Origin of the sequence: Comamonas sp., assembly GCF_036643215.1 — a bacterium.
GTDB lineage: Bacteria > Pseudomonadota > Gammaproteobacteria > Burkholderiales > Burkholderiaceae_C > Comamonas.
Window position 1 is genome coordinate 90,000 of record NZ_JAVXSJ010000010.1, and the last position, 21,099, is coordinate 111,098.

At 58.5% G+C, this 21,099-nt stretch carries 18 protein-coding genes and 1 pseudogene; 15 read left to right on the plus strand and 4 right to left on the minus strand.

Annotated features, from left to right (window positions below):
- Positions 1-87: 87 nt before the first annotated feature.
- The 5 genes and pseudogenes from RSF91_RS09215 to RSF91_RS09235 all read left to right on the plus strand — a co-directional run bounded on the left by RSF91_RS09215 (position 88) and on the right by RSF91_RS09235 (position 5,877).
- Positions 88-945 carry a rolling circle replication-associated protein gene (locus RSF91_RS09215; RefSeq protein WP_332568138.1) on the plus strand — a complete coding sequence of 286 codons (858 nt, stop codon included), beginning with the start codon at positions 88-90 and terminating at the stop codon, positions 943-945.
- Between the two features lie 130 nt (positions 946-1,075).
- Positions 1,076-1,687, plus strand: a complete 612-nt coding sequence (locus RSF91_RS09220; RefSeq protein ID WP_332568139.1) for a recombinase family protein — start codon at positions 1,076-1,078, stop codon at positions 1,685-1,687.
- Positions 1,681-3,282 (plus strand): annotated as a pseudogene (locus RSF91_RS09225) (DNA internalization-related competence protein ComEC/Rec2); the annotation flags it as partial. The gene RSF91_RS09220 and the pseudogene RSF91_RS09225, both read left to right, overlap by 7 nt.
- Before the next feature lie 169 nt (positions 3,283-3,451).
- A complete protein-coding gene (locus tag RSF91_RS09230) occupies positions 3,452-4,921 on the plus strand; it encodes a circularly permuted type 2 ATP-grasp protein (RefSeq protein ID WP_332568140.1) in 1,470 nt (489 codons plus the stop codon).
- Positions 4,921-5,877, plus strand: coding sequence for an alpha-E domain-containing protein (locus RSF91_RS09235; RefSeq protein WP_332568141.1), 957 nt, complete (start codon positions 4,921-4,923; stop codon positions 5,875-5,877). The genes RSF91_RS09230 and RSF91_RS09235 overlap by 1 nt, the downstream gene beginning before the upstream one ends.
- A gap of 79 nt (positions 5,878-5,956) precedes the next feature.
- On the opposite strand, the gene bfr is transcribed toward RSF91_RS09235, so the two are convergent.
- Positions 5,957-6,433: a bacterioferritin gene (bfr, locus tag RSF91_RS09240; protein WP_332568142.1), complete on the minus strand. Its 477-nt coding sequence runs from the start codon at positions 6,431-6,433 to the stop codon at positions 5,957-5,959.
- Between the two features lie 395 nt (positions 6,434-6,828).
- On the opposite strand from bfr, the gene ahpC reads away from it, so the two are divergent.
- Together ahpC and ahpF are read left to right on the plus strand one after the other, a co-directional pair.
- On the plus strand, positions 6,829-7,404 hold the full coding sequence (gene ahpC, locus RSF91_RS09245; protein ID WP_332568143.1) for an alkyl hydroperoxide reductase subunit C: 576 nt from the start codon (positions 6,829-6,831) through the stop codon (positions 7,402-7,404).
- A 175-nt stretch (positions 7,405-7,579) separates the two neighbouring features.
- Complete coding sequence (ahpF, locus tag RSF91_RS09250; protein ID WP_332568144.1) at positions 7,580-9,136, plus strand: alkyl hydroperoxide reductase subunit F; 1,557 nt, start codon at positions 7,580-7,582, stop codon at positions 9,134-9,136.
- Between the two features lie 347 nt (positions 9,137-9,483).
- Here ahpF and RSF91_RS09255 read toward each other — a convergent pair whose 3' ends face one another.
- Entirely contained in the window at positions 9,484-10,977 is a 1,494-nt protein-coding gene (locus RSF91_RS09255; protein WP_332568145.1) for a sensor histidine kinase, read from the minus strand.
- The gene (locus RSF91_RS09260; protein ID WP_332568146.1) at positions 10,974-11,699 is read right to left on the minus strand and encodes a response regulator transcription factor; all 726 of its coding nucleotides are present in this window, start codon (positions 11,697-11,699) and stop codon (positions 10,974-10,976) included. Before RSF91_RS09260 ends, RSF91_RS09255 begins: the two co-directional genes overlap by 4 nt.
- Before the next feature lie 98 nt (positions 11,700-11,797).
- On the opposite strand from RSF91_RS09260, the gene RSF91_RS09265 reads away from it, so the two are divergent.
- The 4 genes from RSF91_RS09265 (at position 11,798) to msrA (ending at position 14,431) form a co-directional block, all read left to right on the plus strand.
- Positions 11,798-12,454, plus strand: coding sequence for a cytochrome b/b6 domain-containing protein (locus RSF91_RS09265; RefSeq protein ID WP_332568147.1), 657 nt, complete (start codon positions 11,798-11,800; stop codon positions 12,452-12,454).
- The gene (locus RSF91_RS09270) at positions 12,451-13,242 is read left to right on the plus strand and encodes a molybdopterin-dependent oxidoreductase (protein ID WP_332568148.1); all 792 of its coding nucleotides are present in this window, start codon (positions 12,451-12,453) and stop codon (positions 13,240-13,242) included. Before RSF91_RS09265 ends, RSF91_RS09270 begins: the two co-directional genes overlap by 4 nt.
- Before the next feature lie 102 nt (positions 13,243-13,344).
- Complete coding sequence (locus RSF91_RS09275; protein ID WP_332568149.1) at positions 13,345-13,629, plus strand: pentapeptide MXKDX repeat protein; 285 nt, start codon at positions 13,345-13,347, stop codon at positions 13,627-13,629.
- Between the two features lie 94 nt (positions 13,630-13,723).
- A complete protein-coding gene (msrA, locus tag RSF91_RS09280) occupies positions 13,724-14,431 on the plus strand; it encodes a peptide-methionine (S)-S-oxide reductase MsrA (protein WP_332568150.1) in 708 nt (235 codons plus the stop codon).
- Between the two features lie 163 nt (positions 14,432-14,594).
- Here msrA and RSF91_RS09285 read toward each other — a convergent pair whose 3' ends face one another.
- Positions 14,595-15,908 carry an NRAMP family divalent metal transporter gene (locus RSF91_RS09285; RefSeq protein WP_332568151.1) on the minus strand — a complete coding sequence of 438 codons (1,314 nt, stop codon included), beginning with the start codon at positions 15,906-15,908 and terminating at the stop codon, positions 14,595-14,597.
- A 454-nt stretch (positions 15,909-16,362) separates the two neighbouring features.
- On the opposite strand from RSF91_RS09285, the gene RSF91_RS09290 reads away from it, so the two are divergent.
- The 4 genes from RSF91_RS09290 (at position 16,363) to RSF91_RS09305 (ending at position 21,063) form a co-directional block, all read left to right on the plus strand.
- On the plus strand, positions 16,363-18,615 hold the full coding sequence (locus RSF91_RS09290) for a TonB-dependent hemoglobin/transferrin/lactoferrin family receptor (protein ID WP_332568152.1): 2,253 nt from the start codon (positions 16,363-16,365) through the stop codon (positions 18,613-18,615).
- A 71-nt stretch (positions 18,616-18,686) separates the two neighbouring features.
- Positions 18,687-19,070, plus strand: coding sequence for a hypothetical protein (locus RSF91_RS09295; protein WP_332568153.1), 384 nt, complete (start codon positions 18,687-18,689; stop codon positions 19,068-19,070).
- On the plus strand, positions 19,067-20,179 hold the full coding sequence (locus RSF91_RS09300; protein WP_332568154.1) for a hemin-degrading factor: 1,113 nt from the start codon (positions 19,067-19,069) through the stop codon (positions 20,177-20,179). Before RSF91_RS09295 ends, RSF91_RS09300 begins: the two co-directional genes overlap by 4 nt.
- Positions 20,176-21,063 carry a heme/hemin ABC transporter substrate-binding protein gene (locus RSF91_RS09305; RefSeq protein WP_332568155.1) on the plus strand — a complete coding sequence of 296 codons (888 nt, stop codon included), beginning with the start codon at positions 20,176-20,178 and terminating at the stop codon, positions 21,061-21,063. The genes RSF91_RS09300 and RSF91_RS09305 overlap by 4 nt, the downstream gene beginning before the upstream one ends.
- Positions 21,064-21,099 lie beyond the last annotated feature (36 nt).

Here is a 21,099-nt window from a genome sequence, read left to right on the forward strand (position 1 = left end):
GCTGCAATGGAAAGAATAATAACCGCCCCTACGGGGGAACGCATAGTCATTGAAGGGCATGTCCATGATGATTCATGGGATGTGTACGTGAAAAACGTCAATGGCCATCGTGAAATCTCTTTTCGCAATGCCATCACCTGGGCGGAAACCGACAAGATCGCGCCCCCTCCGTTTGATGCTGAAGCCTACCTATCGCAGTGGGATGGTGAGGAACGTGCTTGGCGCGAAAAAGAGATAGAAGAAGAGGCGGCTGCTAAGCGTGATAAGCAGATGCAAAAGAATGCTCAGAATGCGAAAGCTAAGTGTCGCTGGTTCATCAAAGCAAACGGCCTGAATGAGCTGCTCACGCTGACATATCGGGAAAATCAGCTAGACCGTGCCCTATGCAAAAAACACTTCAAAGAATGGGTGCGGCGTATGAAAAAAGAGCTGGGTGGTCGTTTCGTCTACTGCGCGAGTTTTGAGCGGCAGGAACGGGGCGCGATGCATGTCCACATTGCATGCCACAAGCTGCCCAAGCATGCGGTCTACAAGGACGTGAAGATCAAGGGCTGGGAGCTTGGTACAAAGGTCTGGCGCTCCATCATTGGCAAAGATAACGGGCTGTGTTTTGTGGGTGGTCGCAAGACCCCTGATGGGCGCGTCAAAAACCGCTCTATCGCGAAAATTGCCAGCTACGTATCCAAGTACATCACCAAGGACTATGCGGAGGCTCCAAAGGGCTCTGATCGCTTTAGTCGTAGTGATTCAAAGAACGGCCTTGCCTCTATGCCCAAGGCAGAAAAAATCCGCATCTGGGGCGCATCCCTGCAAGACATGATCGAGATGACTTTTCAGTGTGCTGGGGATGAAATCATCGTGTCCCATCGCCTGACCCTTGAACCCTTCGGGGAAGCTCGGTATTGGCTTGTGACTGAGCCAAGGCCGATTGAGGCTCTTCAGTGATAAGCAAGTGATTCTGTTTGCTTTGGTAATTGTTGTTGTTGCTATGAAAAGTATAGCTCCATGCTTAATGAATGCTTTGCTTTTCTGTTGCTAACGGAGAATTGCCTCATCGCAAAACAGGGGAAAATTTGTGCTGATTGGATATGCTCGTGTCTCTACAACTGGTCAGGAAACGCATTTACAGATTGATGCTTTGCATAAGGCTGGTGTCTCAGTTATTTATCAAGAAAAAACTAGCTCTGTTGGTTCTCGTCCCGAGCTTCAGAGGCTTTTGGATTTGCTTGCTAAGGGGGACTGCCTGGTCGTTTACAAAATGGACCGGATTGCTCGCTCTTTGAAGGATTTGATGACTATCCTTGAACGTGTTCAATCTGTTGGTGCGAATATTCGTTCGCTTACTGAGCCTTTGGATACATCTGTTCCTGTCGGCGTGTTTATGGTTCAGGTGCTTGGGGCTGTAGCTCAGCTTGAGCGCTCAATCATTCGTGAGCGTTCTGTGGCGGGTCAGTTAGCTGCTTATCGTCGTGGTGTTCAGCTTGGTCGTCACAAGCATGCGACTCCTCCGGAAACGGTCGAAAAAATGCGTGCCTTACATGCCACAGGAAACTACACCTATCCGGCTATAGCTCAGCTCTTTGGTGTTCACCAGTCCACTGCAAAGCGTCTCATTACTGGTAGATCTGCGCGCAAGAAAATGCCTGTACTTGGTCAGTATCTTGACGATGATTCGTCTCACATGTGACCATGTTTGCGTGGCTGGCGGCCTTGGTGGTCGGGCGCTTGTGGCGCTACAGCGCACAGGCTTGCCGCATTTTTCCGGCTCCGCATGTGGCTTTGCTGGCGGGTGTGGCGCTGGCGACAGCCTATGCACTGTTCAGCGGCTGGGGGCTGCCCGCGCAGCGCACGGTCTGCATGCTGGCGGTGGTGGCGCTGCTGCAAATGCTGGGTGCGCGCTGGCCTTGGCCCTGTGTGTGGTTGCTGGCGCTGGCCGTCGTGGTGGTGCTGGACCCGTGGGCGCTTTGGCAGGCAGGATTCTGGCTGAGCTTTGTGGCGGTGGGGGTGCTGCTTGCTTCGAATTCAATAGCTGCTAGCGCTGATGGTAAAAGCGCTACAGGCCGATTTCTCTCGAAATTTTATGCCCTGTGGCGTGAGCAGTGGCTGATCTCTCTGGCACTGGCACCGCTGGGGCTGCTGTTGTTCGGGCAGGTGTCCATCGTCGGCTTGCTGGCCAATCTGATTGCCATTCCTTGGGTGACTTTGGTGGTCACGCCGCTGGCTTTGCTGGCGGCTTTGGTGCCTGTGGCTGCCGCTGGAGCTGCGCTGGCCATGTTGCCTTTGATGCGTTTGCTGCAATGGCTGGCCGAGCTGCCCTGGGCCGTATGGGTCTTGCCCCAGCCTGCATGGTGGGCCAGTGTGCTGGCGATTGCCACGGGCTTGTTGCTCATCGCACCTTTGCCTGCGCGGCTGCGACTGGTGGCGGCCTTGTTTGCACTGCCGGCATTGCTCTGGCCGCAGGCTTGGCCGAACGTGGGCGAATTTGAGCTGCAGGCCGTGGATATAGGGCAGGGCAATGCGGTCATCGTCAGCACGGCAAGGCATAGACTTTTGTATGACGCCGGGCCGCAATACAGCCGCCAAAGCGATGCAGGCGAGCGCGTGATTGTGCCTTTGCTGGCTGCGCAGGGAATGCGCCTGGACGTCATGATGCTCAGCCACCGTGACAGCGACCACACGGGTGGTGCAATGGCCGTCAAAGCCGCCCAGCCGCAGGTGCAAATCTGGGGATCGGATTCGGTGATTAACGACCCGCTGCTGGCAGCACTTGCCCCTGTGCAGCGCTGTACCCAAGGCCAGCACTGGCAGTGGGATGGTGTGACGTTTGAAGTGCTGCACCCGCCCGAAGGCGATGCATGGTTGAACGGGCGTAAGCCCCAGCCCAACTTTGGCAGCTGCGTGCTGCGCATACGCTCGGCCAGCGGCCGCGTGGCGTTGCTGGCTGGTGATATTGAGGCGGCGCAGGAGCAATTGCTTTTGCAGACCCGTGTGATGGACCCCGTGGACTGGCTGCTGGTGCCGCACCATGGCAGCAAGACTTCATCGACCGAGGCGTGGGTCAAGACACTGCAACCGCATTGGGGCGTGGTACAGGCAGGCTATCTGAATCGCTTTGGCCACCCGGTGCCTGCTGTTGTTGAGCGGTACAAGGCTGCAGGTAGCCAGCTGGCGCTGCAGGACCGCTGCGGCGCTGCACTTTGGCAGTCTGATCGTCCTGCTGATTTGCAATGCGAGCGGCAGGTCCGGGCGCATTATTGGGATGTTCATCACCCGCCACCTTGAGGCAGCGCCGAAACTGGCATGAGGCTTGCATGTCTGAAATGTCACTCTGTAGGTGAATGCAGACATGCGGAGTTTGCTGGTCTTAGCCAGTTTTGGGGAGCGCGCAGGGTGGCTAAACTGAAACAAGCGGCTCGCATGCGTGAGCCGTGCCAGAAATAGAGAGGACAGAATGCACACATTCGATGAGATGTATCTGAACTCGCCCGCCGAAGGTGGCGCCGTGCGAGACCACTATCTGGACTATGCGCAGTGGCTGGGCAAGCAATCGCAGGAGTATCTGCGCGCCCGCAGTGCAGAGGCAGAAATCGTGTTCCGCCGCGTGGGCATTACCTTTGCGGTCTATGGCGACAAGGACGAAAGCGGTGCAGGCACTGAGCGCCTGATTCCTTTCGACCTGATTCCCCGCATCATTCCGGCCCATGAGTGGGAGAGTATGCAGGCGGGGCTGGCCCAGCGCGTCAAAGCGCTGAACTGCTTTATTCGCGATGCCTATCACGGGCAAGAGATGGTCAAGGCAGGCCTGATTCCGCATGAGCTGGTGGGAGGCAACAGCCAGTATCGTCCTGAGATGGAAGGCATTCAGGTTCCTAACGATGTCTACGCCAATATTGCCGGCATCGACATCGTGCGGGCGCCCGATGCAGATGGCAACGGCGTTTATTACGTGCTGGAAGACAATCTGCGCGTGCCCTCTGGCGTCTCCTACATGCTGGAAAACCGCCGTATGACCATGCGCCTGTTCCCCGACCTGTTTGGCAAGCATTCCGTAGCACCGGTGGCCCATTACCCCGACATGCTGCTGGACACCTTGCGCGCCAGCGCACCGTCAGGCGCTTTGGAGCCCACGGTGGTGGTGTTGACGCCCGGCATGCACAACAGTGCTTACTTTGAGCACGCTTTTCTGGCACAGCAAATGGGCGTGGAACTGGTCGAAGGGCAAGACCTGGTGGTGGAAAAAGACATCGTCTATATGCGCACCACACAAGGCCTGCAGCGGGTTGATGTGATCTACCGCCGCGTGGATGATGATTTTCTGGATCCCGAAGTTTTCCGTCCCACATCCACTCTGGGCTGCAAGGGCCTGATGCGCGCTTATCGTGCGGGCAACGTCAATATCTGCAACGCCGTGGGCACGGGGCTGGCCGACGATAAATCGGTCTACCCCTATGTGCCGGAGATGATTCGCTTCTATCTGAATGAAGAGCCGATTCTGCAGAACGTGCCTACCTGGCTGTGCCGCAAGGAAGACGACCTCAAATACGTGCTCGATCACTTGCATGAGCTGGTGGTCAAGGAGGTGCACGGCGCTGGCGGCTACGGCATGTTGATTGGCCCGACGGCCACAGCTGCCGAGATTGAAGCCTTCCGCCGCGTGCTGGTGGGCAACCCCAGCAACTACATTGCCCAGCCCACACTGAGCCTGTCTACCTGCCCGACCATGGTGAGTAAAGGCGTCGCGCCGCGCCATATCGACCTGCGGCCTTTTGTGCTGACAGGCACCGATGTCAACATGGTGGCGGGCGGCCTCACACGGGTGGCGCTTAAAGAAGGCTCGCTGGTGGTGAACTCCTCTCAGGGCGGCGGAACCAAAGACACCTGGGTGCTGGAAAATCAAGACGAGCCAAAGGGAGGTCGCTGATGCTGTCACGTACCGCAGACCATTTGTACTGGATGTCCCGCTACACCGAGCGGGCAGAGAACACCGCGCGCATGCTCAGCGTGGCCTATGAAACTGCCATGCTGCCGCAGGCCATTCACGATGCGCATCGCGGCTGGCAGAGCGTGCTGTCCATCAGTGAATTGATACCGGCCTTCAAGGCTCAGTATCCGGTGGTGGATCGTGAATCCGTGCTGCAGTTCATGGTGACGGATGAGGCCAATCCGTCCTCCATCTTCGCTTGCCTGAAAGCAGCGCGAGAGAATGCGCGTGCCGTGCGCGGTGCGCTGACGACGGAGTCGTGGGAGACGCAAAACCAGACTTGGCTGGCGCTGCAGCGCAACTACTCGCAAGATGCCTGGCAGAAGGACCCGGCGCAGTTTTTCGAGTGGGTCAAGTACCGCTCGCACCTGTGGCGCGGCGTGTCGCTGGGCACCATGCTCAAGGATGAAGCGCTGCACTTTGTGCGGCTGGGCACGTTTGTGGAGCGGGCCGACAATACGGCGCGCCTGCTGGATGTGAAGTTCCATTCCATCGAGCGCGACTACCACGGCACGCCGCGTGGCCGGGGGCTGATGAATTTCGACTTCTACCACTGGAGCGCCTTGCTGCGCAGCGTCTCGGCCTTCGAGGTTTACCGCAAGGTCTACCGCGATGTGATTACGCCCGAGCGTGTGGCCGAGCTGCTGATGCTGCGCGCTGACATGCCGCGATCATTGCTGGCCAGCATGCACGAGGTGGTGAAGAACCTTGAGCGGGTAAGCAACGACCACTCGCAGGAAACCCAGCGCAAGGCTGGGCGCCTGCTGGCCGATCTGCAATACGGCCGTATCGACGAAATTCTGACCACCGGCCTGCACGCCTATCTGACGCAGTTTCTGGACCGCGTCAACGACCTGGGTTCGGGCATCAGCCGCGACTTCTTGCTGCCGAGTTGAGTGCCAGTATTGGGGCGTGAAATGCCCACAAAAAAAGCGGTCCATAAGGGACCGCTTTTTCATGTCAGGCGCAGCCTGATTACTCGATCTCGCCCATCAGCGACTGCAGATAGTTCTGCGTGCCGACCTTGTCGATCAGGTCGATCTGGGTTTCGAGGAAGTCGATGTGCTCTTCGGTGTCGTCCAGAATCTTCTGCAGCAGATCGCGCGAGACATAGTCACGCACGGATTCGCAGTGAGCAATGCCGTCCTTGATGGTCTGCTGAGCCGCCAGCTCAAGGCGCAGGTCGCAGGCCAGAGCTTCAGGCACGTCTTCACCGATTTGCAGCTTGCCTAGATCTTGCAGATTCGGCAGGCCGTCGAGCGTGAAGATACGGTCCATCAGCCAGTCGGCGTGCTTCATCTCGCCGATGGATTCTTCGTATTCCTTCTTGGCCAGCTTGTCGAAGCCCCAGTGCTTGTACATGCGGTAGTGCAAAAAGTACTGGTTGATGGCGGTCAGTTCGTTCTTGAGCTGGGCTTGCAGCCAGGAAATGACTTGTGCATCACCTTTCATGGGGGACTCCTTCTCGGTCAGTTGTTGTTCGATCTGGATTGTCCATGCTTTGTGAGGCAAATCAAACAAAGTCCATGCTTTCGCGAATTGGCTGCATCTGATGCGCGTTCTCGTTTAGCTTACGGACAGGCAGCTCGCGGTCTTGCACGGGTGCTGACACTGTGATGACAACAAAAGCTATGAGCGTGATTGAAGGACTATTGGCTTGAAGTGAGCAAATTCGGCCCACAATAGAAAACTGAGCTGCAAAGCGCTGCGGCTTGAGTCCAGAATGACTGAGAATTTAGTTTGATAGTCTTATTCAATCAATTCAATGAAATCAATCGATTGGATTTATTGATTGAGTCCCTCTAAACTTCATCCTGTCATCAACACTAACCACAAGGAAACATCAAATGTCTCTGATCAATACACAAGTCCAACCGTTCAAGACCGAAGCTTATGTGAACCGCAACGGCAAGGGTGAATTCATCACCGTGACCGAAGAGAGCCTGAAGGGTAAGTGGTCGGTTCTGATTTTCATGCCCGCAGCCTTCACCTTCAACTGCCCTACAGAAATCGAAGACGCAGCGAACAACTACGCTGAGTTCCAGAAGGCTGGCGCTGAGGTCTACATCGTGACGACCGACACCCACTTCTCGCACAAGGTGTGGCACGAAACTTCCGACGCAGTCGGCAAGGCTCAGTTCCCTCTGGTTGGCGATCCTACACACCAGCTGACCAACGCTTTCGGCGTGCACATTCCTGAAGAAGGTCTGGCGCTGCGCGGTACTTTCGTGATCAACCCTGATGGCGTGATCAAGACCATGGAAGTGCACTCCAACGAAATCGCTCGTGACGTGTCGGAAACTCTGCGTAAGCTGAAGGCTGCTCAGTTCACCGCCGCTCACCCCGGTCAAGTGTGCCCCGCCAAGTGGAAGGAAGGCGCCAACACGATCACTCCTTCGCTGGACCTGGTCGGCAAGATCTAAGCCTGATTGTTATCGGCTGAGCGCGCAGGCGCTCTGAGAGCCGGACGACGCTCAGGCACCCGGTGCCCGTTCGTCCGGCTTTTTTACGCCCAGTTTTTTGCTTTATGGGCGGGCAAGCGGCTCCAAACCACATTGCTGCACTGCATTAACAACTCAAAATTCAAAGGAATCCACCATGCTTGACAATCAACTCAAAGCCCAACTCGCCGCCTACCTGGAACGTGTGCAGCAGCCGTTTGAGCTGGTGGCTTCTCTGGATGACAGCGAGACCAGCGCCAAGATGCGCGATCTGCTGCAAACCATTCAGTCCCTGCGCAGCGACAAGATCACGCTGCGCACCGATGGCAACGACGCCCGCAAGCCCTCGTTCCTGCTGCAGCGCAAGGGCACTGACACCCAGCTGCGCTTTGCCGGACTGCCCCTGGGCCACGAGTTCACCTCGCTGGTGCTGGCCCTGCTGTGGACGGGCGGCCATCCACCCAAGGTGGAGCAGGACGTGATCGACCAGATCAAGGCGCTGGACGGAGACTTCAATTTCGAGGTCTACATGAGCCTGACCTGCCACAACTGCCCTGACGTGGTGCAGGCGCTGTCGCTCATGGCCATCCTGAACCCCAAGATCAAGACGACTGTGATCGAAGGCGGTGCCTTCCAGCAGGAAGTGAACGAGCGCGAAATCATGGCCGTGCCCATGGTGCTCATGAACGGCAGCGTGTTTGGCACTGGTCGCATGACGATTGAAGAGATCGTGGCCAAGCTTGATACCGGCGCTGCCTTGCGTGAAGCCGAGAAGATTTCTGCCAAGGATGCGTTTGATGTGCTGGTGATCGGTGGTGGCCCCGCAGGCGCTGCTGCTGCTGTGTACGCCGCTCGCAAGGGCATTCGTACTGGTGTGGCTGCTGAGCGCTTTGGCGGTCAGGTCAACGACACGCTGGCAATTGAGAACTACATCTCTGTGCTAGAAACCGATGGCCCCAAGTTTGCTGCCGCGCTGGAAGCCCACACCCGTGCCTACGATGTGGACATCATGAACCTGCAGCGCGCCGAGAAGTTGATTCCCGCTGCGCAGCCCGGCGGTCTGGTTGAAGTGCAACTGGCCAATGGTGGCTCGCTCAAGGCCAAGACCGTGATCTTGTCCACCGGTGCCCGCTGGCGCAATGTGAACGTGCCCGGCGAAGCCGAGTACAAGAACAAGGGCGTGGCCTACTGCCCGCACTGCGACGGCCCCCTGTTCAAGGGCAAGCGCGTTGCGGTCATCGGTGGTGGCAACTCGGGTATCGAGGCGGCCATTGACCTGGCCGGTCTGGTGGCCCATGTGACGGTGGTGGAGTTTGCCGAGCAGCTCAAGGCCGATGCCGTGTTGGTGAAGAAGCTGAACAGCCTGCCCAATGTGACCGTGCACACCAATGCACAGACCACCGAAATCACCGGTGCCAATGGCAAGGTCAATGGCCTGCGCTACAAGGACCGTGTGACCGGCGAGGAACACCATGTCGAGCTGGAAGGTGTGTTTGTCCAGATCGGTCTGGTGCCCAACACCGAATGGCTCAAGGGCACGGTGGAGCTGAGCAAGTTTGGCGAAATCATTGTGGATGCCAAGGGCCAGACCAATCTGCCCGGCGTGTTCGCAGCGGGTGACTGCACCACGGTGCCGTACAAGCAGATCGTGATTGCGGCGGGTGCGGGTGCTACGGCTGCACTGTCGGCTTTTGATCACCTGATCCGAAACTAAATCCGGGTCTGAAACCGTGATTGCGATCTCCCTAGAGGAGATCCATAAAGGCGATGTGAATGAACTGCATACAGGTAGTTCTTCCATCGCCTTCTTTTCTTTCCAAGGCATACAGCGCGAGACTCGACTATCGAATCTCTCCCTTTAATTCGTGCAACGCTCGAATCTGTCAAATGACGTGGAGGGCCATGAAATACGGCAGTTTTTGTTGCCAGAGACCACGTGGCGCTCATGGCGTAGATTGGATCTGATTTAGGCGACCTATATCGCTGGCGCATTTCTTACGCTGTACCCGTTTGTACAACTCAGGGATGTGAGATTTTCAGCAGGTTTATGGCACAAGCTTTTCAAAGGCGATCGATACTGCTGAGTTGAAAACGGAATACCGCTCCTTTCTCGGGCAGCGGCACCAGTTGAATGTCGCTGCCGTGTAATTGCAGTATGCGTTTTACGATCACCAGGCCCAACCCGCCGCTGCCACTGCCGGAGCCGGAACTTTCGGTGCGTGAGCCACTCATGAATACTGGTCGTATGAATAGCGATTTCTGAAGCTCGCTCGGAATACCGCCTCCCGTATCGCTGACCTGGACTGACACGCCGGCATTGTGAGCACGTAACTGAACTACGATCTCCCCACCCATTGGGGTGTGACGGATGGCATTGTCGAGCAAATTTGTCAAAACACGCTCAATCATGCCCAGGTCGGCCGACACCACGGGCAGGCCCGGTGCAATGTCGGGCGTGAGACGTTGATGACGTGCCTCGGCAGCCAGTTCAAATTTCTGGAATACGTCTTGCACAAGATCCGCCAGCGCAAAGCTTTCCTTCTCGGGCTTGACCACGCCGTATTCGAGTCGTGCCAATTCGAACACTTCTTGCGCAAGACGTCCGACCTTACGGCTCTGGCCCAGAGCGATTTCCAAGTAGCGTCGTCGATCCGCCTCGTCGAGCGAGTCTGCCTTGAGCATCAAGGTTTCCAGATAGCCATGCAGTGATGTAAGAGGCGTGCGCAGGTCGTGTGAAATATTGGCAAATAGTTCGCGGCGCTGCTGATCTTGCAGCGTCAGCTCGCGCCATTGCTCGGCGATGCGGTGGGCCATTTGCGTGAAAGCCTGGCCTAAATGCGAAATTTCGTCGTTGCCTTGTGACAGGCGTGCTAGCTTGGGTGCCTCATTTTCCAGCGATGCTATGCCCTCGGTATCGAAACGCTGCACCACTTCGGTCAGCTCGCGCAGTGGGCGGGTGATGAGGCGGAATGCGGCAAGGCCGGCGAGCAGGCCCAGTAGCGCAACCACGCCCATCAACCACAGAGTGGTGTGCAGCACATTGTCGGCTGCCGTGTTGGCGACCAAGGCATCGTGATCTTCACCCTGCAGCACGACATAAACATAGCCGACATCGTGCCCAGCCACGCGCAGCGGGGCGACGCTGAACACCTTGGAGGCATCAGGGCTGCGTGGGTCGTCGCCCACAATGGGCAGGGCTCCGCCAGCGAGTAATTCATGGACAGGCTTTAAGTTGACCTTGTCGCGCTTGAGGTGACCCTGCGGTGCGGCCTGTGCTTCGATGCGGCCGTCCAGACCCAGGAGATAGAGTTCCGCGCTGGGGTTGACCGCCATGAGCTTGTCAAACAGATCTTTCACCGCATCCTGGTTCAGGCCGCCGGGCTTCATCAACTCCGCGTTCTCGGCAATGTGTGCCGCCAAGCCACTCGACAAACGCTGAATGACTTCTTGCTCGTGCTTGCTGGTTGCGCGAATCTGCAGCCAGACCGAGGCACCGCAACAGACCAGCAGCAGCACCGCGAATACGACCGACAGCCGCCTCGACAAAGTCATCATGATGTGCTCTCCCCGTTGGCAGAGGTCGACAGCTTGTAGCCGTGTCCCCACACCGTGAGAATGCGGCGCGGCTGGGCGGGGTCGATTTCGATCTTTATGCGTAGCCGGTTGATATGCGTGTTGACGGTGTGCTCGTAGCCATCGTGGTGATAGCCCCAGACGTGGTTGAGCAGGTCCAGCCGCGAGAACACTTTTCCGGGGCTGAGGGCAAAGAAGTGCAGCAGGTCAAACTCGCGCGGAGTGAGTTCTATGAGCCTGCCATCGATGCGCACTTCACGCGCCAGCGGCTCGATGTCCAACTCGCCAATCGAGAGACTGCCCGAATCCATGCGGGCATTGCGAGCGAGTGCATCGGTGCGCCGTAGCAGTGCCTTGACGCGGGCGACCAGTTCCAGCATCGAAAAAGGCTTGGCCAGGTAGTCGTCTGCGCCGAGTTCCAAGCCGAGGATGCGGTGTACCTCGCTGGAGCGGGCGCTGATGATGATGATGGGGGTGTACCTGGCCATGGCACGGGCTCGCCGGCAGATTTCCAGTCCGTCGATGCCCGGCAACATCAGGTCAAGCACCAGTGCATCCCAGTGACTGCGCTCCAATTCGCGCAGGCCTGTATCGCCGTCAGCGGCATGCTCAACGACATAGCCTTCATCGCGAAGGTGCATGCGCAAAAGCTCCGCAATGTGGAGGTCGTCTTCGACGATCAGTACGCGTTTAGTGGAGTCCATAGAGAGTCATTCTCTCGCGATAGGCGTTTTTTAGTTATCACAATTAATTGAACTTTGCGTGATACATCCGCCATGGGGCCAGTCCAACAATGTGCCCCATGACCCGCACCATCATCGCCCCAAAAACTGTCCAGGCAGGCCCGGTGGATCTGGCCGCTCGGCCCATTCATCCGCTGTGGATACGCATCACGCACTGGCTCAATGCCTTGGCCGTGGTGATCATGGTGATGAGCGGCTGGCGTATCTATGACGCATCGCCGATTTTTCCCTTCTCCATACCAGCCGTCATCACTCTCGGTGGCTGGCTGGGCGGTGCGCTGCAGTGGCATTTCGCGGCCATGTGGTTGCTGGTGTTCAACGGTCTTTTGTACTTGACGCTCAACATCGCCAGCGGTCGGCTCGCCCGCAAGTTCTTTCCCCTCACGCCGCGTGGCGTATTGCACGACTTGCTGGAGGCGCTTAAAGGCAAGCTTTCGCATGGCGACCTGCGTCAATACAACAACGTGCAAAAGCTGGCCTATCTGTTCGTGATGCTCGATCTGATCGTGATCGTTCTGTCGGGCTTGGTGCTGTGGAAGTCGGTGCAATTCCCTGTGCTGCGCGAATTGCTGGGGGGCTACGAGTTTGCGCGCCGTATCCACTTCTTCGCCATGGCAGCCATCGTTGCATTTCTTGTCGTGCATCTGGTGATGGTGGCCCTGGTGCCCCGCACCTTGCTCACGATGATCCGAGGCCGCGCGCCCAAAACATCATGAAAATCTTCAAGCCCCACACCTTGCTTGATATCGACGCTGACGCCGTGTTGGGTGAAGCCCGCACGCAGATTGCCAAGCAGCTCGATCAGCCCGCACGCCGCATTTTTTTGCAGCGCACGCTTACGCTCGGAGGCCTGTCGCTGCTGACCGGTTGCAGCATCAGCGATGACAAACATGTTGAAGCCGCGCTCAGCAAAATTTCACGCTTCAACGACAAGATACAGGGCCTGATTTTTAGTCCGTCGCAGCTGGCTCCTACCTATACCGAGGCTGAGATCACACGGCCCTTTCCCTTCAACGCCTACTACGGTGAAGACGAAATCCGCGAGGTGGACGAGGCCAGCTATCGACTCGAAGTGACCGGCATAGTCGCCGACAAGCATGCCTGGAGCCTGGCCGAGCTGCGTGCCATGCAGCAGGAGGAGCAGATTACCCGCCACATTTGCGTGGAAGGCTGGAGCGCTATCGGCAGGTGGGGTGGTGTGCGTTTTTCCGATTTTCTGCGTCGTATCGGAGCCGACACCAGCGCCAAATACGTGGGCTTCAAATGCGTGGACGACTACTACACCAGTATCGACATGCCTACCGCCTTGCATCCGCAGACATTGCTTGCTCTGAGCTATGACGGGCAGCCGCTGCCGCCCAAATATGGCTTTCCGATGAAGCTGCGCATGCCTACAAAGCTTGGCTACAAGAACCCCAAGTACATCCAGGCGATGTTCGTTACCAACACCTATTTCGGTGGCTACTGGGAAGACCAGGGCTACAACTGGTTCGGAGGGAGCTGAGGGGTTGCCGCAACCACTCGACTGCCGAAGAAAGCGCGAGGCCGAGTTCTCTGGAACGTAAGCCCATCTTTTGAAGATGACACCCCAACTGAAGGAATCCAAATGAACAAGCTCACCACAACCCTGCTTGCCACTTGCCTCGCCGTTGCTGGCGCCTCGGCCTTTGCGGCCGACGACATGTCCAAGGACAGCATGGCCAAGGATTCGATGGCGAAGGACTCCATGTCCAAGGACGGCATGAAGAAAGACTCCATGGGCAAGGACAGCATGAAGAAAGACAGCATGAAAAAGGACAGTATGAAGAAGGATTCAATGTCCAAGGATGGGATGAAAAAGGATGGCATGGGCAAGGACGACATGTCCAAGGACTCGATGTCCAAGTACTGAGTTCGGTCTGCTCGATTTGCTCGATCCGCCACGTGAATGACGGATTGAGCTCATCACCTCGACTCTGGCGTCGAAACCTACTGGAAGAAATCTCATGAAGTCCTTCGCACTGACCGCCGGCAGCTTGGCCGCTGCAGCGCTGCTTTGGTATGCCGTGCCCAGCTTCGCGGAAGCGTCCCGCCGCGTACCGTCTCCCATGGTCGACCTGACTGCGGCACCCACAGCAAAGACCGAAAGTGCAGTCTTCGCCGGTGGCTGCTTCTGGGGCGTACAAGGCGTGTTTCAACATGTCAAGGGCGTAAGCAATGCCGTTTCTGGCTATGCCGGAGGCGCTGCCAAGATGGCGCGCTACGAGGATGTAGGCACGGGTCGTACCGGCCATGCCGAAGCGGTGCGTATCACCTACGATCCCCTACAAATCAGCTATGGCAAGTTGCTGCAAATCTATTTCTCGGTGGCGCACGACCCGACCGAGCTGAACCGCCAGGGGCCCGATACCGGCACGCAATACCGCTCGACCGTGTTTGCGGAAAATGCCGAGCAGGCGCGCATCGCGAAGGACTACATCGCCCAACTCAACCAGGCCAAGACTTATGGCAAGCCGCTGGCCACGACGGTTGAACTGTCCAAGCCTTTTTACGTCGCTGAGGACTATCACCAAGACTATCTGACACTGCATCCGAATCAGCCCTATATCGCGATCAACGATATGCCGAAGCTCGACGCGCTGAGAAAGCTGTTCCCCGAGAGTTATACGGTTGCGCCAGCGCTGGTTCACGCGGCTAAGGCAAGCAAATCGTGATTGCGGCGGGTGCGGCTGCCATGGCAGCCCTGTCGGCCTTTGATCACCTGATTCGCAACTAAAAATGGCTTTAGCGCTTATAAATTAAGCGCTTGCAGCTATGAAAAAAGGACTGTGGAATAAATCTGCAGTCCTTTTTTTGTATGCATCTACAGGTGGGGATCTATAGCGTAATCAGCATTACCACAACGGCTACACCCATCAGCAGCGTAGCGCCCCAGCCCAGCAGGCGGTGGCGCAGCGAGATGGTCAGCTCGCCCATGATGCGTGGCGACTGGCCCAGCCACAGCATCACGGCCATGATGGGTACCGAGATCACGCCGTTGACCACGGCGCTCCAGACCAGCGCTTTGATGGGGTCGACCTGCAGCATGCCCAGAACCGTGCCAAGACCTGTGGCTGCAATGATCAGCCCGTAAAAACCGCGTGCTTCATGAAAGCCGTGCGAGAGGCTGGCCTTCCAGCCCAGAACCTCGCTCACCGCATAGGCGGCCGAGCCTGCGAGCACTGGCACGGCCAGCAGCCCTGTGCCGATGATGCCCAGCGCAAACACTGTAAAAGCCAGGTCGCCTGCTACGGGGCGCAGTGCTTCGGCGGCCTGCGCAGAGGTCTGGATTTCGGTGATGCCATTCAGATTTAGCGTGACGGCGGTGGCCACCACAATGCTCAGCGCCACGCCGTTGGACAGCAGCATGCCCACGGTAGTGTCCAGCCGGATGCGGGCCAGATGCTCTTGCACATAGGCGGGGAACTTGCGCAGCGCAGCGGCGTCGGGGCGCAGGCGCTGGTCTTCCACTTCCTGCGAGGCTTGCCAGAAGAAAAGATAGGGGCTGATGGTGGTGCCCAGCACGGCCACCATCATGGCGGCATAGTCGCTCAGCGAAGCGTGAGCTGGCATGAAGTGCCAGGGCTGCAGTGACTCAATCGTCATTTGCTTGAGCGGCACATGCACCACCATCACCACGGCGAAATAGGCGAGCAGCGACAGCGTCAACCATTTGAGAAGCCGCACCGAGCGCTCGTACGAGAAAAACACCTGGGCCAGCAGGCACACTGCGCCAAACAGCAGGCTGAACAGGACGGGCGAGCCTCCTACGATCAGGCGTGCCGCCTCGGCCATGGCGCCGATATCAGCCGCAATATTGATGGTGTTGGCAACCACCAGCAGTGCAATCAGGCTGCGCGTGAGCCAGCGAGGGCACAGCGTCACCATGTTGGCAGCCAGCCCACGGCCAGTGGCCCAGCCGATGCGGGCGGACAGCATCTGAATGCCAATCATCAGCGGCGTGGTCAGCAACAGCATCCACACCAGACCAAAGCGCCATTGCGCGCCAGCTTGGGAGTAGGTGGCAATGCCGCTTGGATCGTCGTCGGCAGCACCGGTAATCAGGCCTGGACCCAGGCGGCGGGCAGCAGCCATGCTGCGAGGGATGAGCAGAAATCCGTGAGGGAATTTCCGGGCGAAGAAGTGTTTCATGGGCGGCTCCCGGCAGCCGTGCGCAAGGCATGGCCGCATCAGTGGCGGGCGGGGAGCGGAATGCGCCTTGGGTGCGCAGCAGACTCTCCGGGTGGAGGATGGGCCCCTCTCTCCCGGACTCTGCTGCAAGGCCTGTGGCCATCACTTCAGCGCTGGGGTGAGATGGACCCGTGACTTCGGTCAGGGTTCATGGTCGTAAACAAATAGCTGTGAAAACAGGCGGATCATGAACCTGGGGGCAGTGAATGACAAGCGCTTGTTCAAGCTGTTTTTCCTCTTTTTGTAACGCTTATTTTTGCTATTGAGAATTATTCGCATATACTGCATTCCGTTCAGCCAGCAAATGAGTGCCAGCTACAGGTCATGAAACTTCAACCGTTTCAACCTGTGGCAGTCAGTGCACCTATCAGAAGCCAGCTCTTGTCCATTTCAATGAATAAAGAGGGTTTCTGGTATGGCTTCCGCCACTGTTTCGCACGCCCACGCCGCGTTGGCGCCGCGCTCCGACATTCGTCCCCTGGTTCTGGCTTGTGCGCTGGCATGCGCCTCTATTGCTGCGCAGGCGCAGCAGCAAACGCCCGCCGCTGTTCAAGTTGCCGCCGCCCATGCAGACCGCAGTGCGCCAGTGATGCGCGACGTGGTGGTCAGCGCATCGCGTGATGAGCAGGATGCCGACAGCCTGCCCATGAGCATTGACGTTATCGATGCCAAGCAAATGGAAGCAGAGCAGATCAGCGACATCCGTGAGCTGGCTGCCAAGCTGCCCAATGTGCAGGTGCCGCGCAGCCCTGCGCGCTTTGGGCTGGCTGGCACATCGACGGGGCGTGACCAGAACAGCGGCTTCAATATCCGTGGGCTGGATGGCAACCGCGTGCTGATGCTGGTGGACGGCGTGCGCCTGCCGCGCAGCTATGTCTTCAGCGCCAATGCCTTTGGCCGTGACTCGGTGGACCTGGGCCTGGTGCAGCGCGTAGAAATTCTGCGTGGCTCGGTGCCCGCGCTCTATGGCTCTGACGGCATGGGCGGTCTGGTCAACTTCATCACCATGCAGCCCGATGATTTGCTCAAAGACGGCAAAACCATTGCGGGCCGTGCCTCGGTCAGCTATGACGGTGCGGACAACGGCAAGCGAGTGGGTGCCACGATTGCTGGCCGCGCCAGCCCTGAGTGGAGCTGGCTGCTGTCAGCCGGTATGGGCCGTGCCAGCGCGCTGGAGAACATGGGCACCAACAATGGGGTGGGAGTCAGTCGCACCACGCCCAACCCTGAAAAAGACAAGAGCCATTCGCTGTTCGGCAAGCTGGTCTACACGCCGTCGGCCGTGCAAAAACATGTGTTCACGCTTGAGAATGTGGACAAGCGCGCAAACTACGACCTGCTGACTGCTCGCACCGCCACCGTGGCTGATTCGCAGGCTGAGACCACCATGAAGCGCTGGCGTGCCTCCTGGCAAGGTCAGTGGCAGCAGCTGGATATGGCACTGGCTGATGAGGTCAAGCTGATGGCCAGCTACCAAAGCTCGGATTCGCGCGAGTTTGTGACCGAAACCCGCATCGGCCTGCCATACCGCGAGCGCGATGTGACCTATGACGAGGACGCGCTGCAACTGCATGCGCAGGCGGGCAAGATGCTGCGCTTTGGCAACGGCGTCAGCGGCAAGCTGACCTATGGCGTGGACTATCTGCGCGGCAAGGTCATCAATACGCAAAACGGTATTACGCCCCCAGCGGGCGAGAGCTTTCCGCTCAAGCGCTTCCCTGACACTACCGAAACATCGACCGCTCTGTTTGCGCAGGCCGAACTGGCCTATGGCGCATTCAGCCTGACGCCCGGCGTGCGTGCCGAGCACTACAGCATCAAGCCCAAGCAGGCGGGCTTTGGGCCAGCGGTGGTCAGCAACTCGGACTCGGCTGTTTCGCCCAAGCTGGGTGCCATGTTCCAGATGAATGACGCATGGTCGGTCTACGGCAATTACGCCGCAGGCTTCCGTGCGCCTAACGCCGGTCAGATCAATGCTTTCTTTGAAAACCCGTTTGCGTTCTACAAGAGCATTCCCAACGCCAATCTCAAGGCTGAAAAAAGCAACACCTTTGAACTGGGCCTGCGTGGCCGCATGAGCGCGCTGCGCCTGGATGCCGCCGTATTCAGCGGTCGTTACAAGGACTTTATTCAAGATCAGGTCATGGTCTCGGGTGCTTATGGCGACCGCAACAACCCGGCCATTTTCCAGTCGATCAATCTGGGCCGCGTGCACATCAGTGGCTTTGAGCTGAAGGCCGATTACGACTGGGGCCAATTTGCCGGTGGCAACTGGCGCACCAATGCCGCCTATGGCTACACCAAGGGCACCGACAAGAGCACCGGCAAGGGTGTGGACACTATCTCGCCCCAGCAACTGGTGCTGGGCGTGCGCTATGACACCTCGAACGTGGGCGTGCAGTTCAGCGCATCGCACTGGGCGGGCAAAAAGGCCAAGGATGTCTCGGTGGCCAACGCCTGGCTCAGCCCCAGTGCCACGGTGCTGGATGTGAGCGCGCAATGGCGCATTCGCCCCGGCACACGCCTGAACGTGGGCATCTACAACTTGACCGACAAGAAGCACTGGCGTTGGTCCGATGTGCGCAGCCTTACCAACACCACGCAAATTGCCGATGCCTTTAGCCAGCCGGGCCGCAATGTGCGCGTGTCTCTGGTTCAGGACTTCTGATTTGATAGCTGAAAGCGCTTGATTAGCAAGCGCTAGAGGCTTTTTTGACTCAAAAACTGCGGGAGTGTGCCATGTCTGTTTATGAGAGCGCCGCGAATGCCCAGAGTGAATCTGGCAGCCGCGATGAGGAATATCTGCTGACCGAAGGCGAAGCCCAGCTGGCCACCGTGCTGGCGCTGATGACCGGCTTTAGCCAAGGCTGCTGTGCTGCGCACCGCGCGCCCATGGCGCAGCGTGTGTCAGACCAGCTGGCGCGCATGGCCGATGGGCTGGATGGCCACGCCCGCTCTGACGACATGCGCCATTTTCTGCAAAAGCTGGGGCATCGCTGGTCCACGGTGGCCCAGGTGCTGGCCCAGCCCGAGCCGGATCAGCAAGCCGCTGAGTCCGGTTTCGACGACGAATTTAACCAACCACAAACGCACTGGCACAACAGCCCGGAGACCCTGCAATGAACGCCATCACATCCCCCGAAATGAACACCATGACAGCGGTGCAGATTCGCGAAGAATTTGCGCAAAAGCGCCTGCAAGGTCTGCGTGCCAAAGACGCCGCCGAGGCACTGCAACTGAGCGAAGGTGCGGTGATTGCTGCCCATGGCGGCGAGCATGAACGCAGCTTGAAAGCCGTGCCGCTGCGCGCTGAGTGGCTGGAAATTCTCAAAGGCCTTGAGGCATGCGGCACGGTGATGGCGCTGACGCGCAACGAATCTACCGTGCATGAAAAAGACGGCATCTACCAGAACGTATCTGCTCAAGGCCCCGTCGGTCTGGCGCTGAGCCGCGAGATTGATCTGCGCCTGTTCTTTATGCACTGGCATGCCGGTTTTGCAGTGACGGAAGCGGCGGCCAACGGCAATCGCCCGGCCATGCACAGCCTGCAGTTCTATGACGCAGCGGGCCGCGCCGTGCACAAGGTGTTTGCGCGTGAAGCGACCGATATGGCCGCATGGAATGCGCTGGTGGAGCGTTTTGCCGAGCCATCCGCTGGTTATGTATTCCGCGAACCCGCAGCCAAGCCTGCCATCAAGGCCGATTCCGAAATTGACGTGCCCGCACTGACGCAGGCATGGACCGCGTTGAAGGACACGCACGAATTCTTTGAGATGCTGCGCAAGTTTGGCGTCGAGCGCCAGCAGGCCTTCCGTCTGGTGCCGCAGTATTGCGAGCGTTTGAGCGCCGATGCTGTTACCCAGCTGCTGGGCAATGCCGCAGTGGATGGTGTTTCCATCATGGTGTTTGTGGGAAGCAGCGGTTGCATTCAGATTCACACCGGCCCGGTCAGCAACATTCAGCCCATGGATGGCAAGGACGGCGTGCGCTGGATCAATGTGCTGGACAAGGGCTTCAACCTGCACCTGCGCACCGACATGATTGCCAATGTGTGGGTGGTGCAAAAGCCCACCAGCGATGGCGTGGTGACATCGGTGGAAGTGTTTGATGCCGAAGGCAACAACATGGCCATGTTCTTTGGCGAGCGCAAGCCCGGCCAGCCCGAGCTGCAAAGCTGGCGCGATCTGGTGGCAGGCCTGCAGCGCCATGCGGCGGTGGCGGAGGCTGCATGAGCGACATATTGCTGACACGGCGCGCCAGTCTGCAGTGGCTGGGCGGTGCGGCAATGGTTTCAGCCATGCCCGCATTTGCACAGAATTCTGCGCAAGTGGCTTCGCCCGCACGCCGCTTGGTGTCGCTCAGCGGCGCGTTGACCGAAGTGGTTTATCTGCTGAACGCGCAGAGCCTGCTGGTGGGTACGGACACCACCAGCCTGTTCCCCGAAGCAGCGAAGAAAACGACCAAGGTCGGTTATGTGCGCCAGCTCTCGGCCGAAGGCCTACTGTCGCTCAAGCCCGATGCGGTGGTGGGCACCAGCGAGGCCGGGCCGCCCGTGGTACTCGATCAAATTCGACAGGCCGGCGTGCGTGTGGCTCTGGTCAAGGCTCAGCACAACTGGGCTGAAGTGCAGGAAAAGGTCAAGGTCGTGGGCCGCGAAACAGGGCGTGTGGCCGATGCCGACAAGCTGCTGGCCCAGCTCGATACGCAGTGGAATGCGGTGCAGGCCCAGGTCGCCAAGGCCCAGCGCAAGCCGCGCGTGCTGTTTGTGCTGGCGCACAGCGGCAGCCCGCAGGTGGCAGGACGGGGCACGGCGGCCAATGCGCTGATTCAGTACGCAGGCTGTGTCAACGCCATCGATCAGTTTGATGGCTACAAGCCGCTGACGGCAGAGGCCATGGCCAGCGCCGCGCCAGAGGTCATCATCAACACCACGCAGGGCATTGAAGCGCTGGGCGGTGAGCAGGCCTTCTGGAAGCGGCCCGAGCTGGCCCTGACTCCGGCCTTTGCCAAGAAGGCCTTGGTAACGCTGGAGGCCAGCCACCTGCTGGGCTTTGGCCCGCGCCTGCCTACGGCGGTGCAGGCGCTGCATATGCGCAGTCTGCAGTGGGTGGCGTGAGATGAGTGCCGTGCTCGCCAAGTCGGCCACACCGGC

Bases quoted from the DNA above. Each gene is read 5' to 3' on its own strand.
- RSF91_RS09230 (WP_332568140.1), top strand. From the start codon at position 3,452: ATGCACACATTCGATGAGATGTATCTGAACTCGCCCGCCGAAGGTGGC.
- RSF91_RS09235 (WP_332568141.1), top strand. From the start codon at position 4,921: ATGCTGTCACGTACCGCAGACCATTTGTACTGGATGTCCCGCTACACC.
- bfr (WP_332568142.1), bottom strand. From the start codon at position 6,433: ATGAAAGGTGATGCACAAGTCATTTCCTGGCTGCAAGCCCAGCTCAAG.
- ahpC (WP_332568143.1), top strand. From the start codon at position 6,829: ATGTCTCTGATCAATACACAAGTCCAACCGTTCAAGACCGAAGCTTAT.
- ahpF (WP_332568144.1), top strand. From the start codon at position 7,580: ATGCTTGACAATCAACTCAAAGCCCAACTCGCCGCCTACCTGGAACGT.
- RSF91_RS09255 (WP_332568145.1), bottom strand. From the start codon at position 10,977: ATGATGACTTTGTCGAGGCGGCTGTCGGTCGTATTCGCGGTGCTGCTG.
- RSF91_RS09260 (WP_332568146.1), bottom strand. From the start codon at position 11,699: ATGGACTCCACTAAACGCGTACTGATCGTCGAAGACGACCTCCACATT.
- RSF91_RS09265 (WP_332568147.1), top strand. From the start codon at position 11,798: ATGACCCGCACCATCATCGCCCCAAAAACTGTCCAGGCAGGCCCGGTG.
- RSF91_RS09270 (WP_332568148.1), top strand. From the start codon at position 12,451: ATGAAAATCTTCAAGCCCCACACCTTGCTTGATATCGACGCTGACGCC.
- RSF91_RS09275 (WP_332568149.1), top strand. From the start codon at position 13,345: ATGAACAAGCTCACCACAACCCTGCTTGCCACTTGCCTCGCCGTTGCT.
- msrA (WP_332568150.1), top strand. From the start codon at position 13,724: ATGAAGTCCTTCGCACTGACCGCCGGCAGCTTGGCCGCTGCAGCGCTG.
- RSF91_RS09285 (WP_332568151.1), bottom strand. From the start codon at position 15,908: ATGAAACACTTCTTCGCCCGGAAATTCCCTCACGGATTTCTGCTCATC.
- RSF91_RS09290 (WP_332568152.1), top strand. From the start codon at position 16,363: ATGGCTTCCGCCACTGTTTCGCACGCCCACGCCGCGTTGGCGCCGCGC.
- RSF91_RS09295 (WP_332568153.1), top strand. From the start codon at position 18,687: ATGTCTGTTTATGAGAGCGCCGCGAATGCCCAGAGTGAATCTGGCAGC.
- RSF91_RS09300 (WP_332568154.1), top strand. From the start codon at position 19,067: ATGAACGCCATCACATCCCCCGAAATGAACACCATGACAGCGGTGCAG.
- RSF91_RS09305 (WP_332568155.1), top strand. From the start codon at position 20,176: ATGAGCGACATATTGCTGACACGGCGCGCCAGTCTGCAGTGGCTGGGC.